Source organism: Peptacetobacter hiranonis (assembly GCF_008151785.1).
Lineage (GTDB): Bacteria > Bacillota > Clostridia > Peptostreptococcales > Peptostreptococcaceae > Peptacetobacter > Peptacetobacter hiranonis.
The window spans coordinates 284,930-301,547 of sequence record NZ_CP036523.1 but is presented as its reverse complement, the minus strand read 5'-3'; the positions used below and the strand labels follow the sequence as shown (position 1 = coordinate 301,547).

General features: G+C 32.2%; 11 protein-coding genes. 2 read left to right on the top strand and 9 right to left on the bottom strand.

Annotation, left to right across the window (positions count from 1 at the left end; genetic code table 11):
• Positions 1-46: 46 nt before the first annotated feature.
• From KGNDJEFE_RS01780 to hpf, 4 genes are all read right to left on the bottom strand, one after another.
• On the bottom strand, positions 47-2,185 hold the full coding sequence (locus KGNDJEFE_RS01780) for a Tex family protein (protein WP_006438951.1): 2,139 nt from the start codon (positions 2,183-2,185) through the stop codon (positions 47-49).
• Between the two features lie 285 nt (positions 2,186-2,470).
• A protein-coding gene (prfB, locus tag KGNDJEFE_RS01775) for a peptide chain release factor 2 (protein ID WP_207634913.1) occupies positions 2,471-3,584 on the bottom strand; the annotation gives its coding sequence in 2 pieces (ribosomal slippage) (positions 2,471-3,508 and positions 3,510-3,584; 1,113 coding nt in all).
• Between the two features lie 28 nt (positions 3,585-3,612).
• On the bottom strand, positions 3,613-6,285 hold the full coding sequence (gene secA / locus KGNDJEFE_RS01770; RefSeq protein WP_148881769.1) for a preprotein translocase subunit SecA: 2,673 nt from the start codon (positions 6,283-6,285) through the stop codon (positions 3,613-3,615).
• Between the two features lie 315 nt (positions 6,286-6,600).
• The gene (gene hpf, locus KGNDJEFE_RS01765) at positions 6,601-7,161 is read right to left on the bottom strand and encodes a ribosome hibernation-promoting factor, HPF/YfiA family (RefSeq protein WP_040410169.1); all 561 of its coding nucleotides are present in this window, start codon (positions 7,159-7,161) and stop codon (positions 6,601-6,603) included.
• A gap of 509 nt (positions 7,162-7,670) precedes the next feature.
• Here hpf and KGNDJEFE_RS01760 point away from each other — a divergent pair.
• Positions 7,671-8,231 carry a hypothetical protein gene (locus KGNDJEFE_RS01760; protein ID WP_006438946.1) on the top strand — a complete coding sequence of 187 codons (561 nt, stop codon included), beginning with the start codon at positions 7,671-7,673 and terminating at the stop codon, positions 8,229-8,231.
• Between the two features lie 16 nt (positions 8,232-8,247).
• The gene (locus tag KGNDJEFE_RS01755) at positions 8,248-9,705 is read left to right on the top strand and encodes a rhodanese-like domain-containing protein (protein WP_006438945.1); all 1,458 of its coding nucleotides are present in this window, start codon (positions 8,248-8,250) and stop codon (positions 9,703-9,705) included.
• Positions 9,706-9,976: 271 nt separating this feature from the next.
• Here the strand turns inward: KGNDJEFE_RS01755 and KGNDJEFE_RS01750 are convergent, their stop codons facing one another.
• From KGNDJEFE_RS01750 to metK, 5 genes are all read right to left on the bottom strand, one after another.
• Entirely contained in the window at positions 9,977-11,200 is a 1,224-nt protein-coding gene (locus KGNDJEFE_RS01750) for an IS256 family transposase (protein ID WP_148881764.1), read from the bottom strand.
• Positions 11,201-11,529: 329 nt separating this feature from the next.
• Complete coding sequence (locus KGNDJEFE_RS01745) at positions 11,530-12,429, bottom strand: ComFC family protein (RefSeq protein ID WP_006438944.1); 900 nt, start codon at positions 12,427-12,429, stop codon at positions 11,530-11,532.
• Positions 12,430-12,450: 21 nt separating this feature from the next.
• Entirely contained in the window at positions 12,451-14,670 is a 2,220-nt protein-coding gene (gene recD2 / locus KGNDJEFE_RS01740; protein WP_006438943.1) for an SF1B family DNA helicase RecD2, read from the bottom strand.
• Positions 14,671-14,754: 84 nt separating this feature from the next.
• Positions 14,755-15,126, bottom strand: coding sequence for a SprT-like domain-containing protein (locus KGNDJEFE_RS01735; protein WP_006438942.1), 372 nt, complete (start codon positions 15,124-15,126; stop codon positions 14,755-14,757).
• Positions 15,127-15,241: 115 nt separating this feature from the next.
• On the bottom strand, positions 15,242-16,435 hold the full coding sequence (metK, locus tag KGNDJEFE_RS01730) for a methionine adenosyltransferase (protein WP_006438941.1): 1,194 nt from the start codon (positions 16,433-16,435) through the stop codon (positions 15,242-15,244).
• Between the last annotated feature and the right edge of the window lie 183 nt (positions 16,436-16,618).

The window sequence follows — 16,618 nt, the reverse complement described above, 5'->3', positions numbered from 1 at the left end:
CAAATAAAAAGACTGCTACATTATTTTGTTAGCAGTCTTTTTCTATTTATACATTCATACTTAATGCTATTCTATTTTTTTCCTTGTCAACATTTACAACCTTAACATCGATTATATCCCCAACAGATACAACTTCCATAGGATCATTTACCTTTACGCCCATTTCTTTCTTGTGAACAAGTCCATCAGTTTTAACACCTATATCGACAAATGCACCAAAATCTACAACATTTCTAACAGTACCTTTAAGCACCATTCCATCTCTTAAATCATCCATGCTAAGCACATCAGTTCTAAGAATTGGCTTCATACCATCTTCTCTAGGGTCTCTACCTGGTCTTTTAATCTCTACAATTATATCTTTTATTGTAGGAACACCTGATTCAAGTTCTTCTGCTAATTTAGTTAATCCCACAGCCTTAACTTTTTCATCTATATCCTTTAAATTTCCATTTTTTATATCCTCTTTAGAGTATCCAAGTACAGTTAGCATTTTTTCACAAGTAGCATAACTTTCTGGATGAACTCCTGTATTATCAAGAGGATTTTTAGCTTCTGGAATTCTTAAAAATCCCGCACACTGTGTAAATGCTTTTGGACCAAGTTTACTTACTTTTTTAATTTCACTTCTAGATTTGAATTCTCCATTTTCTTCTCTGTATGCTACGATATTTTTAGCTACAGCTGAGCTAATTCCTGCAACATGCTCTAAAAGCGATGCAGATGCTGTATTTAAGTCCGCACCTACACTATTTACCGCATCCTCTACAACACCATCTAGCACTTCCTCAAGTCTTTTTCCATTAATATCGTGTTGATACTGACCTACACCTATGCTCTTTGGATCTATTTTTATAAGCTCAGCAAGCGGATCCTGAATTCTTCTAGCTATAGAAATTGCACCTCTGATAGATACATTGATATCTGGATGTTCTTTAGCTGCTAATTCTGAAGCGGAATATACAGATGCCCCTGCTTCACTTACAATAACATATTTAACATCTAAATTATTATCTTTTATCATCTTTGCAACAAATGCTTCAGATTCCCTAGAAGCTGTACCATTTCCAATAGCTATTATATCTATATTGTGTTTTTTAATTAATCCAATTAATTCCTTTTCTGCCTCAGATTTTTTAGCCTGACTTCCTGTAACAAACACAACCGCTGAGTCTAAGAATTTACCATTTCTATCAACTACTGCAATCTTACATCCGGTTCTAATTCCAGGGTCAAATCCCATAACATTTTTACCATGTATAGGTGGCTGAAGAAGTAGGCTGTTTAAGTTTTTCCCGAACACACTTATTGCTCTTTCCTGACCTTTTTCTGTAAGCTCATTTCTTATTTCTCTTTCAATCGCAGGGAAAATAAGTCTCTTATACGCATCTTCTATAGCTTCAACAACTATTTCCCTACATTTTCCAGATAATTTTTTAGTATATCTTCTTTCTATCCAACCTTTTACATATTCGTCGTCTATCTCTATCTTAACCTTTAAGATTTTTTCATTTTCTCCCCTATTTACAGCTAATATTCTATGTGGCGCTATGTATTTAACAGGCTCTGAATAGTCGTAATACATTTCGTAAACAGTCTTTTCATCAGAACTTCCCTTAGATACAACTCTACCTCTATTTCTTGCATTCTCTCTTAAATATTTTCTAACTTCTGCATCATCTGAAACAATCTCAGCTATTATATCATTAACACCTTTTAAAACATCCTCTACAGATTTTAAATCTTTTTCTTCGTCTATATACTTGCTAGCTAGTCCATCTACGTCATCAGTTTTACCATACATTATCTCAAGTGCAGGTTTTTCTAAGCCCTTTTCTTTAGCAATAGATGCTCTAGTTCTCTTTTTCTTCTTAAATGGTGCGTAAACATCCTCAACTTCCTGAAGAGTATTTGCCTTCTCAACAGCCTTAGAAATCTCCTTAGTCAATTTCCCCTGCTCATCAATAAGCCTAATAACATCTTCCTTTCTTGATTCTAAATTTCTAAGATAAACTAGTTTTTCGTGGAACTGTCTAAGAACAGTATCACTCATCTCACCAGTCTTTTCCTTCCTATATCTCGCAATAAATGGAATAGTATTCCCCTCATCAATAAGCTCTATAGTATTAACAACCTGAAAATCCTTTAGGCTGAACTCTTCCTTCAAAATATTATTAATATCCACCTAGGTCACTCCCATCTTAAAATCATTTACTATAACTAATATTATACTTCAAAAAACAAAAATTATATTCACTTATTTCACTAACAGAAAATATTTCCTTTAAATTTAAACAACAGAAACAAACTTCTCTAACCTCCCCATTATGTCTAATATATTTACTTAATTCGTATTTTAACTCAGTAAAAAGATTTAGAACTTGTAAACAAAAAGAAGGGAGCTAACTCAAATAACACGCCCGTCGCCTGTAGAGGCGCCAGTGTTATTGAGTTACTCCCTTCTTTATTTCTACTTACTTAATTTTTTCCGAGTTAAATACGAATTAATAAATATATCAATATTTCCATTCATCACAGCATCAACATTTCCAGTTTCCGTATTAGTTCTATGGTCTTTTACCATTTTATACGGCTGGAAAACATAAGATCTTATCTGGCTACCCCATGTTATCTGAGTATATTTGCCCTGTAAATCTTCTATCTTTTCCTTCTGTTCCATTTCCTTAATATCAATCAGCTTAGCCATAAGCATTCTCATCGCAACTTCTCTATTAAGGTGCTGAGACCTTTCATTCTGACACTGAACTGTAATTCCCGTTGGAAGATGAGTTATTCTAACAGCAGAGTCTGTAGTATTTACATGCTGACCACCTGCACCAGATGCTCTATATGTATCTATTTTTAAATCGCTCTGATTTATCTCTACCTCTATATTTTCATCTAATTCTGGAATTACATCAACAGATGCAAAAGATGTGTGTCTTTTTCCAGAAGGGTCAAATGGAGAAATTCTTACAATTCTATGTACTCCTTTTTCTCCCTTTAAATATCCATAGGCATTATCTCCCTGGATAAGCATTACAGCTGTTTTTATACCAGCTTCTGGATCTGAAATTAAGTCTAAAAGCTTAACCTTGTAGTCTCTACCTTCTGCCCATCTTATATACATTCTAAGAAGCATCTGAGCCCAATCCTGAGCATCAAGTCCACCAGTACCAGCATTTATAGACACTATTGCATTATTTTTGTCGTATTCACCGCTTAAAAGCGTCTGAATAGTCATCTCATCTATTACATCTTTTAATTGATTTATAGAATCAGAAACTTCCTTCTCTATATCTTCTGAATCGTCTTCTTCAAGTCCAAGCTCAATTAAGACTTCTATATCTTCAAGATTTTTTTGAAGCTGCTCAAATTTTTCTACAGTCTCACAAAGTTTTTTGTTTTCCTGAAGAACTTTATGTGCATTTTCATTATCTTCCCAAAAATCCTGTCTTTCCATATCTTGCTCGTTTTCTATTATCTTTTCTTTGAGTCTTTCTATGTCAAAGAGAAACACTCAATTCTTGTATATTTTCAGACATCGCATCTAATTCGTGTCTGTATTCCTGCACATTTAGCATTATATCCTCCTAAATTGCCTTTATCTTATTATCTTCCACAGCAGTTTTTATATTTTTTACCGCTTCCACAAGGACAAGGATCATTTCTTCCTACTTTTTTATCAGCTACAACTGGCTTTTTACCTGTTCCTTCTGTATCAGGAGATTCTAATTTATCTACATCTACTACAGCTTTTCTTTCAGCTGGAACTTCAACAGTTATATTGAATAAGAACTTAACTGTATCTTCTCTTATAAGTTTGTTCATATCGTCAAACATATCGAAACCTTCCATTTTGTAGGCTATAACTGGGTCCTGCTGTCCTAAAGCTCTTAGTCCTATACCCTGACGTAACTGATCCATAGCATCTATATGGTCTATCCAATGGTTATCAACAGACTGAAGAAGTACTATTCTTTCAACTTCTCTCATTCTATCTGAACCTATATTTTCTTCTTTTATAGTGTATAGCTGTATTGCTCTTTCATTAACTTTTTCAGCTAATTCTATAGAATTTAGTCCTGTAAAGTCTATATCTTCAAGACTTCCAACTGGCATAAATTTATTGTACATATGTTTTTTGAATTCTTCTGAATTAAATCCAGTTTCTAAATCAAATTCATCAACTGCATCTACTATTATAGAGTGAATCATATCCTGTATCTGTTCCTGTAAGTTTTCTCCAGCAAGAACTCTTCTTCTTTCTTTGTATATGATTTCTCTCTGTTTATTCATAACGTCATCGTATTCTAGGACGTGTTTTCTTATACCGAAGTTTTTACCTTCGACTTTTTTCTGAGCAGATTCTATAGATTTAGTAAGCATTCTATGTTCTATTGGCATATCTTCTTCTAAACCTATTTTATCTACTAGTCCCTGTATTCTTTCAGAACCGAATAATCTCATTAAATCGTCATCAAGTGCTATATAGAATCTTGAAGAACCTGGGTCACCCTGTCTACCGGCACGACCTCTTAACTGGTTGTCTATACGTCTTGATTCGTGTCTTTCTGTACCTATTATACAAAGACCTCCAGCTGCAAGAACTTCCTGCTGTTCAGCATCTGTCTGTTCTTTGAACTGTTTGTATAATTTCTGGTATGTTTTTCTAGCTGCATCTAATTCTTCATTTTCTTCAACACCAGCTACTTCATTAGCTGCATTTACTCTGTTTATAGTTTCTTCTGTGAAGTTCATTTTCTTCATTTCTTTTATAGCCATGAATGAAGGGTTACCACCTAGAAGTATATCTGTACCCCTACCAGCCATATTAGTTGCTATTGTAACGGCACCTAATCTACCAGCCTGAGCTATTATTTCTGCTTCTTTTTCGTGGTATTTTGCATTTAGAACCTCGTGTTTGATTCCTCTTTTTCTTAATATATCTGAAAGTATTTCAGATTTTTCTATTGAAACTGTACCTACTAGAACTGGCTGTTTTTTAGCATGTCTTTCTGCTATATCATCAGCAACAGCATTGAATTTACCTCTTGTACTTTTGTAAACTGTATCTGGTAAATCTTCTCTTACCATTGGTTTATTTGTAGGTACCTGGAATACGTCCATTTTGTATATAGCTTTGAACTCTTCTTCTTCTGTTTTAGCAGTACCAGTCATTCCTGATAATTTTTTGTACATTCTGAAGTAGTTCTGGAATGTTATTGTAGCTAAAGTTTTAGATTCTCTCTGAACTTTTAATCCTTCTTTAGCTTCTATAGCCTGATGAAGTCCATCTGAGTATCTTCTACCAAACATTAGACGTCCTGTGAATTCGTCAACTATAACTATTTCACCGTCTTTTTCAACATAGTCAACATCTCTCTTCATTATAACGTGAGCTTTTAAAGCCTGATTTATATGGTGATATAATTCTGTATGAGCTACATCAGTTATATTATCAACATTGAAGTACATTTCCGCTTTTTTAACACCTGATTCAGTAAGTGAAACAGCTTTATCTTTTTCTTCCTGTTCATAATCATCTGGTTTTAAAGTATTTACAAATGTATTTGCATCTGTGTATAAATGAGTTGATTTATCCCCAGGTCCAGATATTATAAGTGGAGTTCTTGCTTCATCGACTAATATAGAGTCGACCTCATCGACTATAGCATAGTTTAATTCTCTCTGAACCATCTGTTCTTCATGAATTACCATGTTGTCTTTTAAGTAGTCGAAACCAAATTCGTTGTTTGTTCCGTAAGTTATATCACAATCATACTGTTTTTTTCTAACTTTTGGACTCTGACCATGTACTATAACACCTACTGTCATTCCTAAGAATTCGTATACTTTTGCCATCTGATCGCGGTCACGTTTTGCTAGGTAGTCATTGACAGTTACAACATGTACCCCTTTTCCTTCAAGGGCATTAAGATATACTGGACAAGTAGCAACAAGAGTTTTACCTTCCCCAGTTTTCATCTCAGCTATTCTACCTTCGTGAAGTACCATACCACCTATTAACTGAACTTTGTAGTGTCTAAGCCCTAATGTTCTTTTTGAAGCTTCTCTAACAACTGCAAATGCTTCTGGTAGTATATCATCTACTGTTTCGCCATTAGCTAATCTTTCTTTAAATTTATCAGTCATTCCTCTTAATTCTTCATCATTCATTGCCTCAAATTTTGGCTCTAATGATTCTATAAGGTCTGCTGTTTTTTCGAATTTTTTTAAATCTTTTCTATCGGCCATATTAAACAGGCTATCTAAAAAACCCATAATTCAATCTCTCCTTCGAACTAATTTATGTTATATTTTTACATATTCTAATTTTATGCTATCTTTCATTTTACCATAAAAAAAAGGTGTATGTATGAAAATTTGAAAAATAGATTAAGTATATAATTATAGTATAGATTTTTTCTATCAACTTGTCGAATTGTATTGAAATAACTTTACATTTAGCAAACATACTTTTAACATAATATTAAATATTTACTTTTGAAAAAAATAGACAAAAAAAGAAACAAGCTAAAAAGCTTGCTTCTTTTTTTATGTATAAACTTTTAATATAATCAATTTATATATGATATTTTAGTATTCTTCCTGTTCTATTATACCATATCCACCATTTTTACGTTTGTAAACTAGAGCTATTTCGTCAGTTTCATCATTTCTGAATATATAGAAATCGTGTCCAACTAATTCCATCTGAAGAACTGCTTCTTCTTCGCTCATTGGTTTGATGTTTATTCTTTTACGTCTTTTGATTATGAATAATTCATCTTCAAAATCTTCTAAGTCTTCTTCTAATATAGAGTCATTTATTTCTGGGCTATCGAATCTTATACTCTTGTTTTCCTGATGTCTCTTCTGCATTTTATCTTTGTATTTTTTAAGCTGTATTTTTAATTTATCAACAACAAGATCTATTGCAGGATATAAGTTTTCCTGAGATTCTTCTGCTCTTATAACATGACCATTTTTAGGAGCTATAGTTACTTCTATTTTGTGTCTTCCTTTCTTAGCGCTTACAGTAACTTTTACATCTGTATCAGGACTTATATATTTATCTAATTTACTTAATTTGCTTTCTATATTGTCCTTGATTCCCTGAGTTAATTCCATTTGTTTTCCAGATATAGTAAGTTTCATAACTACCTCTCCTTTCGGTATCAAGCTAATATTTCTATACTTTTAAAGTAATCGCTTGATATTTATTTCTTGTTATATATATTCTACATATATTTAACATTCCCTTCTTTTTTTGAATAAATTTTTATTTTTTTCTGACAATTTTGTAGAGAAGTTCTATTTTTAATAGTTATTTTTACATACATATTCGTGGATAATGTGGATATTATTCTGTTGATAGTGTGGATAAGTTTGTTGATAAGTAATTTTTTGTGTATATTACTTGAGTGTAGCTTTTTATTTTTCCACAGAAAATTGTTTGTATTGTTATTAAATTGTTAATTATTTTTTACATTGTTTTTACCTAATTTTTAAAAATTTTTACATATTTTCACATTTTTATTTATATACTATATTGTAAAAATTTTATATTTATTCTATTATGTTGTTATCTATTTAATTTACAATTTTCATTGAAAATATCTATGTAAATTCAATTAAAATTTTATATTTAAAGGAGTGTTGATATATTGAATTCTATTGAAGGTAAATCAAAAAAGGTCATCCTTTTAATTATTTTATTTGCACTTATAATAACTGGATTAAATGCAATTTTACCTATGTATACTTCAGCACCCATATTTATTTCATCTAATATTATTCCAGCCGCAATAATTTCGTCTACATTAGGACCTATTGCAGGTGCAATTTATGCTGCTCTTGCTAGCATAATTCTAAATAATATTGGAATGGGTTCTGGTACTATTATTTATACTCTTGTATTTCAAATATTAGAAGCTTTCTTAATTGGTTTAATATGGTACAAAAGTTCTGATAGTATTTTTAAAAATTTTTTAAAATATATTATATCTGTAATTGCATTTACTTTTATAGTAAAACCTTTATCTTTCGCCATTTTCTATATATTCAATAAAGAATTTATAGGTGGCTTATCTTTCTTTGAATATTTTAGTAATGCTTATACTTCCTTTATACAGAATAATTCTACTAATACAATCTTAATGTATCGGTTTTCTTTTTTTATTCTGTTAATAATCAAGTATATTGTAAATTACTTTAATAAAAAATAATTTGGAGGTAATTATTATGCACAAAAGAATTCTTGCTCTTCTTTTATCTTCTGCATTAGCATTCTCTGTTGTTGGATGTTCCCCTAAAGAAGAAGAAAAAGAAGCAACAAACACATCTGGCTCTATCTCTACTATAACTGTTGATGAACTAGATCCTTCATCTATGCAGGTAGTAGATATAAGAGGCGAAGAACAGTTCATTGGTTGGAATACTGAGGATGGAAAAGGTGGACACATCAAGGGAGCTGTAGACTTCCCAGAGACTTGGTTAGATATGGATCTTTCTAAAGATTCTGCTATCGGAACTGAAATGAAATTAGAATTAGAAAGAAGACACCTTGACACTTCTAAAAAAACAGTTCTTTATAGCAACGATACTGTATCAGAAGAAGATGCAAAAAAATATCAGGAACTAGGATTCACTGATTTATCTATTTTAGAAGGTGGTTACAACTCATATGTTGAAGCAAAAAAAGAAACTGCTTCTCTTCCAAAATATAGTATGTACGTTCATCCACAGTGGGTACAAGATTTAATCGATGGTAAAAATCCTGAAACTTATAATGGTAATGATTTTAAAATAGTTGAGATGTCTCTTGGTAGTGAAGAGGGAGAATATGAAGGCGGACACATAAAAGGTGCTGTAAATGTTAAAGATACATTCAATCACCTTCCTGGTTTAAGAGCTTTAGCAGAATATGACGCCGTTCCTCTTGAAGAACAGTTAAAATTCTGGAATAGAAATAGCGATGATGTTATCAAAAAAGATTTAGAAAATCTAGGTATAACTAAAGACACTACTGTAGTTCTTTATGCTACTACACCAGCAACTACTGCTGCTGCAAGAGCTGCTCTAATAATGAAATATGCTGGTGTTAAAGATATACGTATATTAAATGGTGGAAAAACACTTTGGAAACTTCAGGGAAGAGAACTTGAAGAAGGAACTAATACACCAGAAAAAGTTGATTTTGGAGCAGAAGTTCCTCAGAACCCTGATGTTATATATGATTATGACGAAGAATTAAAAGTTGTTGAAAATCCTGATAAAGCTGTTGTAGCATCTATAAGAAGTTGGGATGAATACACTTGTAAAGTTAGTGGATATACTTATATAGGAGAAGCTGGTGATATAGCTAATTCTCGTTTTGGATATGCAGGTTCAGATCCTTATAGCATGGAAGACTTTAGAAATGTAGATAATACTATGTTCAACTATGAGTTAATGGAAGAAAGATGGAATAAATGGGGAATAACTCCAGATAAAGAAGTTTCATTCCATTGTGGTACTGGTTGGAGAGCTAGTGAAACATACTTCTACGCAGAAGCAATGGGTTGGGAAGATATCCATGTTTACGATGGCGGATGGTATGAATGGCATAAAGTAAAAGGAAGTCCTAAAAAAGAAAAAGGTCTACCTGAAGATGCTCCAGAAGAAAAACCAGAAGAATATTTCGTAGTAAAAGAAAAATAAATAAACAAAAAAAGAGATGAAGCATTTGCTTCATCTCTTTTTTTAGATATTCAGCTGACCTGGTCTTTTCCCCCACACTCGCCTACTGGGGGTATATAAAATTTTTTCTGTAAATAAGCCCTCTATGGCTTAAACTACCGTTAGGTAGTATAATAGACTTAAAATAATTTATGAATAAATGGCTAACGCCCTTTAAAACATAATATTATTTATTTTGTTGCAAGTCAAGAAAACCAGCTAAAAAAGCCGGCTTTCTTGACTTTTTTAATTATTACAATCTATCTTCATACATTATTGAAAGTTCTCCATAAATATATCCCCAGTTTCTAATAGGCATACTCCATTTTTTGCTTATTTTTTCAACTGATAGATATAGTGATTTTTCTAAGGAAATCTTGTTTGGAAAAACAGTTCTTTTTTTATTTATTTTTCTAAGCTGCGAATTTACACTTTCAATGGCATTTGTAGTATAAATTACCTTTCTAGTTTCTGGTGAAAATTTAAATATCGGTATAATTGAATCCCAGTTACTAAACCAAGATTTCATAGAATTTGGATATTTTTCATTCCATTTTTCTGAAGTACGTTCTAAATTAGCTAGAGCCTGTTCTTCATTAATGGCATGATATATTGTTTTTAAATCATTAGCAAATTCCTTTCTATCTTTGTATGATACATATTTTAATGTATTTCTAACTTGATGAACAATACATCTTTGATATTCAGTATTTGGAAAAGCGGAGCTTATCGCTTCTTTTATTCCTGATAGTCCATCAGCACAAACGATTAAAATATCTCTTACACCTCTATTTTTTAATTCATTTAGCACAGAAAACCAATACTTAGAGCTTTCAGTATCTCCAATATACAATCCTAGAATTTCTTTGTATCCTTCGGAACTTATACCAAGAATTACATAGACAGCTTTTTTCTTAACAGAACCATTTTCTTTAACAGAGAAATGGATAGCATCTATATATACAACAGGATATACACTTTCAAGAGGTCTATATTTCCATTCTTCGATTTTAGGTATTATTTTATCAGTTACATCTGAAATCATTCCTTCAGATAGTTCAAATCCATAAATATCCTCTATTTGAGAAGTTATATCTCTATTACTCATGCCTAAAGCATACATATTTATTATTTTTTGCTCTATTTCAGAAACATCCTTTTGTCTTTTTTTGACAATTTGAGGTTCAAAAGAGGAATCTCTATCTTGAGGAACATCAATTTCGTATTCTCCCATTCCAGATCTAACTCTTTTTGTTTTATATCCATTTCTTGAATTGGTATTTTCACCACGTTCATATTTTTCATATCCAAGATGCTCATTCATTTCAGATTCAAGCATCTCTTGAATAGTATCACCTAAAAGATCTTTAAGTGCATCCTGAATGTCTTGAGCGGTTTTAATTTCATATGTTTTAATTAGCTCCGCTATTATATTTTTCTTTTCTGGATTTAATGGTTCTCTTTTCTTTCTGCCCATAAAAAATCGCCTCCTATGATTAATTTGATATTACCATAGAAGGCGATTAAATTTACAGACTTTTTTTCATATACTCCCTACTGGAGGGTTCGCTCTGGTTCGCATCACTACTACTCTCTCTCGATTGGAATTTATTTTTGAATATCGGTAGGTCTTACTTCTAGGCCGCACTATGATCACTGCCCCGCTTTTAGGACTAGCTTACGTGGATCCCTTTGCCTGCGACTGGCTTGGACTTTCAACCACAGACCTGAACATCTTTACATATTTTAATATATTTATCTTAACTCGTCAATATTTTTCTTTATTCTAATAAATATTTCCCTAGATTAATCTATATTTCTTGTCAAGAATGTCAAAACTATTATCTCATCTACACCGTATATTTTAAGCTTTTTAGAAATCTCATTTACAGTAGTTCCTGTGGTAAATATATCATCGACTAGTATTATCCTCTTTCCTATTATTTTCTCGCTGCCACCTTTAACTTCAAAAGCATTTTTTAATTCTTTTTCACGTTGAAATTTATTGAGCGCATATAGTCTTTTTGTGTTTCTATTTCTCTTTACACAGTCTATTATCGGTATATTTGTATATTCAGAAATATAACTAGCAATTTTTTCTGCTTGATTAAATCCCCTAATCCTCATTCTCTTTTTATGCAGAGGTACTGGTATTATATAATCCGCAGAAAGCTGCTCAAATTCCAACTTATCTCTCATTACCTGGGCAATATATCTAGACATATACGTATTTCCATAGTACTTCAACGAAAGCACTAACACCTTACTCTTATCACAATACTCTATGCAGGATATTGCCCTATCAAAGTAAAAATTCTTATTCTCACAGAATTTACATCTCGAGTATTCTATCTTTTTTTCTTCTACCTTTCCGTATCCTTCTCTATACTCTTCAAATTTTTCTAAAATATATTCCTCATCATCGTCAATTTTGAGATTTACTGCATCTTTTAACTCATTATTTCCCGTCAAAATTATACAATTATCCTCAATTTCCTTAATATCCTCATCTGCAAGATTATCCTCTTCGTCATCACTCTTATCAAAATTTATCCTATTTATAACAGGTTTGCCACATTTGTGGCACTCTTCTTTGATAAATGTCATTTCTTCAAAGCAATCCTTACAAAGAGAATACGTATTATTTGGATCTATAGGCTTTTGACATATTAAACAGGTTATATTTTGTGGAAAGAAAAAATCCATAATCAATGATAGATAATTCAACTATACTAGCACTCCTTCTCTTTTTATCCGGTTAAGTTTGAGAGCTAGGTTTGAATATCTAGCATTCACTCTATTATTTTGAATCATCTGTTTTAAATATCTAACATCTCCAACTAGTACAACTAATTTTTTTGCCCTAGTTATAGCTGTATAAAGTAGGTTTCTCGATAATAGCATAGGTGGCGCCCATGCTATTGGTATTACTACCACAGGGAATTCACTCCCCTGACTTTTGTGTATTGTTGTACAGAAACTGTGGTCTAGTTCGTCAAGTTCTTCAAAATTATATTCAACTATTCTTGAGCCTTCAAACATAACGTAGATAATTTTTTTATTCTTGTCTATATAGTAAATATATCCAATATCTCCATTATATATACCTTCGCCGTTCTCTGTTTCGTCCTCATTTTTCCAGCTCTTTGTGTAGTTATTTTTTATCTGCATTACTTTATCGCCAATTCTAAATATCCTTTTATTTAGAGTAACTTCGACCTTTCTTTCTGATGGTGGATTTAGGTATCTCTGTAGAATTATATTCATATTTGTAACACCTATATCACCTTTTCTCATAGGGCTTAAAATCTGTATATCCTCTAATGGATCTACTTTGTAGAACTTAGGCAATCTTGTTTCTACAAGCCCTATTATAGTGTTCATTATTTCTTCATTTGTAGCTGCATTTAAAAAGAAGAAGTCCTTATTTTTTGCATTTAGATATGGTGCTTCTCCATTATTTATCTTATGTGCATTGACTATTATCATACTTTCCTGAGCCTGTCTAAATATCTCGTCAAGTCTTACAACTTTAATAACTTGAGAATCTATTATATCTCTAAGAACATTTCCTGCGCCTACTGATGGAAGCTGGTCACTATCTCCTACTATTATAAATCTAGTACCTGGTTTTATTGCATTTACTAGACTAAACATAAGTAAAATATCTATCATTGACGCTTCATCGACTATTATTACATCTGCCTTGATTGGCTCGTCCTCATTTTTAAAAAATACTAAATCGTCATCTGTAGAGTATCCCATTTCAAGGAGTCTGTGTATTGTCTTAGCTTCTTCATTAGACGTTTCACTCATTCTTTTAGCTGCACGTCCTGTTGGCGCTGCAAGTACTACTTCCTTCTTTTGACGCTTAAATATCTTTATTATAGTATTTATGGTAGTTGTTTTACCTGTACCTGGTCCACCTGTGATAACACTTACACCGCTCTGTAGAGCCTCTGTAACAGCCTCTCTCTGCCTATTAGCTAGCTTTATACCTTCAGCCTTTTCTACAGCCTCTATTTCAGCATCTACGTCGATTTTCTTTTCTTTCTTAAAATCAAAAGTTGCAAGCTCTATAAGCTTCTTGCACACACCATTTTCTGCTAAGTAATAATTCATAAGGTATACAAGCAGAAAATCTCCAACTTTGTCTAGCTTAATCTTTTGAGCATATGCCAAATCTAGTAGACAATTATCTATCTTATCAATTTCAACTCCTAAAAGTTTTACTGCCTCTTTTTCTACTTCTTTTTCTGGAAGAAATGTATGTCCTTCTCCAAGAGCCTTTTTTAAGACATATATTATTCCCTGACAAATTCTATCCTTAGAATCTCTTTCTATACCTATCTTTTGAGCTAGGTTATCAGCTATTTTAAATCCTATTCCTCTAATATCCTCGGCAAGTCTATATGGATTTGACTTTATTAGCTTCATGGCTCTATTATTGTATTTTTTATATATCTTTAAACATAGGTTTGGAGTTATTCCAAATGGAGCTAATTCAAGAATTATTTTTCTAAGTTCTCTATCCTCTTCATAGCTTTCTACAATCTGAGCAACTTTTTTCTTTCCTATACCATCTATTTCCTGAAGTCTTTCTGGAGCATTTTGTATAACATCCAACGTATCTACACCAAATTTATCAATTATTTTATTGGCCATTTTTTCACCTATACCTTTAATCATTCCAGATGCTAGGTATACCCTAATACCTTCAATAGATGTCGGTGTAACAGGCACGAAGGTACTTACTTCAAACTGATTCCCATATACCTTATGTCTTCCCCATTTTCCTTCAACTTCAACAGTTTCACCTACAGAAAGAGTAGGCATACATCCTACTACAGAAATCTCTCCGTCCTCATTTGTAAGTTTTGCTATTGTATATCCATTGTCCTCATTTTGAAATACTATATCTGTTATTAATCCCTCTATTCTCTCCACTTTTTCACCTCCTATGTTATATTTTCACTACATATAAGATTAATTATACTAATTGTACAAGTTTTTTTCAAACATAAGTTCGTTTTAACACACTTTATCTCCATTTTTTCTCATTACAGCTTTTCCTGGAGCTCCTACTAATTCACATATATTTTTAAATCTTCTATCGTGCCCACAAGCTTCTTTATGAATATCATTTGCCGCATAATGAGCGTATTCATGTCTAATTATCCCTATTACAGTATTTTCATCGTATTCTCCAGACACAGTCTTTGTTGAAAATTCAAAGCAAACTGGCACTATTTTCTTATCTTCTATTTTAAATTTGTACATTCCAAGACTTCTTGTCATTCTCGTATTTATTTTTATTGGAAGCTCAGATCCCTTTTTACCAAGAATTCTATCCATTTTTTTCATTTCTTTTCTTATATCTTCTACACTCCAAGATTTATACATTTTACTCTCCCCCTTTCACATATCACTATAATTATAATAATATATTTACCTAAAAAAAATGCATACACTCATCAATCGAAAAAGTGTATGCATTTAAAATTCTCATTAATTTTTATTATTCACCTAGTGCTTCTTTTTTAAGTATTTCAGCTTTATCAGTTCTTTCCCATGGAAGATCTATGTCAGTTCTACCAAAGTGTCCGTAAGCTGCACACTGTTTGTATATTGGTCTTAGAAGGTCTAAGTCTCTTATTATCGCACCTGGTCTTAAGTCAAAGTGTTTGTTTACTAGTTCAACTAGTTTTTCTTCAGAAACTTTTCCAGTTCCGAATGTATCAACGAATATAGATAGAGGTCTAGCAACACCTATAGCGTATGATAATTCTATTTCACATTTGTCTGCAAGTCCAGCTGCTACTATATTTTTAGCAACATATCTTGCTGCATAAGCTGCAGATCTGTCAACTTTTGTTGGGTCTTTACCAGAGAATGCTCCACCACCGTGTCTAGAGTATCCACCGTAAGTATCTATTATTATTTTTCTTCCTGTAAGTCCTGTATCTCCCTGTGGTCCACCTACAACGAATCTTCCTGTTGGGTTTACATAGTATAATGTTTCTTCATCAAGAAGTTCTGCTGGTATAACAGCTTTTATAACGTGTTCTATTAAGTCTTTTCTTATCTGTTCAGTTGTTACATCTTCACTGTGCTGAGTAGATATTAATATTGTATGAACTCTAACTGGTTTATTATCTTCGTATTCTACAGTTACCTGAGTTTTTCCATCTGGTCTTAAGTAGTCAAGAAGTCCAGATTTTCTAACTTCTGTTAATCTTCTAGATAATTTGTGAGCTAAAGATATTGGTAATGGCATAAGTTCTGGAGTTTCATTACAAGCGAATCCGAACATTATACCCTGGTCTCCTGCTCCTACTTTTTCTATTTCTTCTTCAGTTACTTCTCCTGATTTACTTTCTAATCCTTCATCAACACCCATTGCTATATCGCCTGACTGTTCATCTATAGATGTTATAACTGCACAAGTGTCACAGTCAAATCCGAATTTAGCTCTTGTGTATCCTATTTCTTTTACTGTTTCTCTAACTAATTTTGGTATATCAACGTATGCTGATGTACTTATTTCCCCTGCTACTAATACTAATCCTGTTGTAACAGTTGTTTCACATGCAACTCTTGATTTTGGATCTGCTTCAAGTAATGCGTCTAGTATTGAATCTGATATCTGGTCGCAGATTTTATCTGGATGTCCTTCAGTTACTGATTCTGATGTAAATAAATGTCTTGCCATTTTTTCTTTCCTCCCTTTTCTTTTAAATTACCTTTTTATATTACGTCATCTTCCTATTATGGATTTCTCCAATTTTCTTTTTATTATTTTTATGTTAGTTATTGTATTTACACTGATTTGCAAAGAATTTTTATAATAAAAAAACCTCTTCACTAAAAGAAGAGGTTAATTATACATAACTAA

What these genes read in the sequence shown, in the direction of transcription:
- secA (WP_148881769.1), bottom strand. Translation starts at nt 6,285, where the DNA reads ATGGGTTTTTTAGATAGCCTGTTTAATATGGCCGATAGAAAAGATTTA.
- hpf (WP_040410169.1), bottom strand. Translation starts at nt 7,161, where the DNA reads ATGAAACTTACTATATCTGGAAAACAAATGGAATTAACTCAGGGAATC.
- KGNDJEFE_RS01755 (WP_006438945.1), top strand. Translation starts at nt 8,248, where the DNA reads ATGCACAAAAGAATTCTTGCTCTTCTTTTATCTTCTGCATTAGCATTC.
- KGNDJEFE_RS01750 (WP_148881764.1), bottom strand. Translation starts at nt 11,200, where the DNA reads ATGGGCAGAAAGAAAAGAGAACCATTAAATCCAGAAAAGAAAAATATA.
- KGNDJEFE_RS01745 (WP_006438944.1), bottom strand. Translation starts at nt 12,429, where the DNA reads ATGGATTTTTTCTTTCCACAAAATATAACCTGTTTAATATGTCAAAAG.
- KGNDJEFE_RS01735 (WP_006438942.1), bottom strand. Translation starts at nt 15,126, where the DNA reads ATGTATAAATCTTGGAGTGTAGAAGATATAAGAAAAGAAATGAAAAAA.
- metK (WP_006438941.1), bottom strand. Translation starts at nt 16,435, where the DNA reads ATGGCAAGACATTTATTTACATCAGAATCAGTAACTGAAGGACATCCA.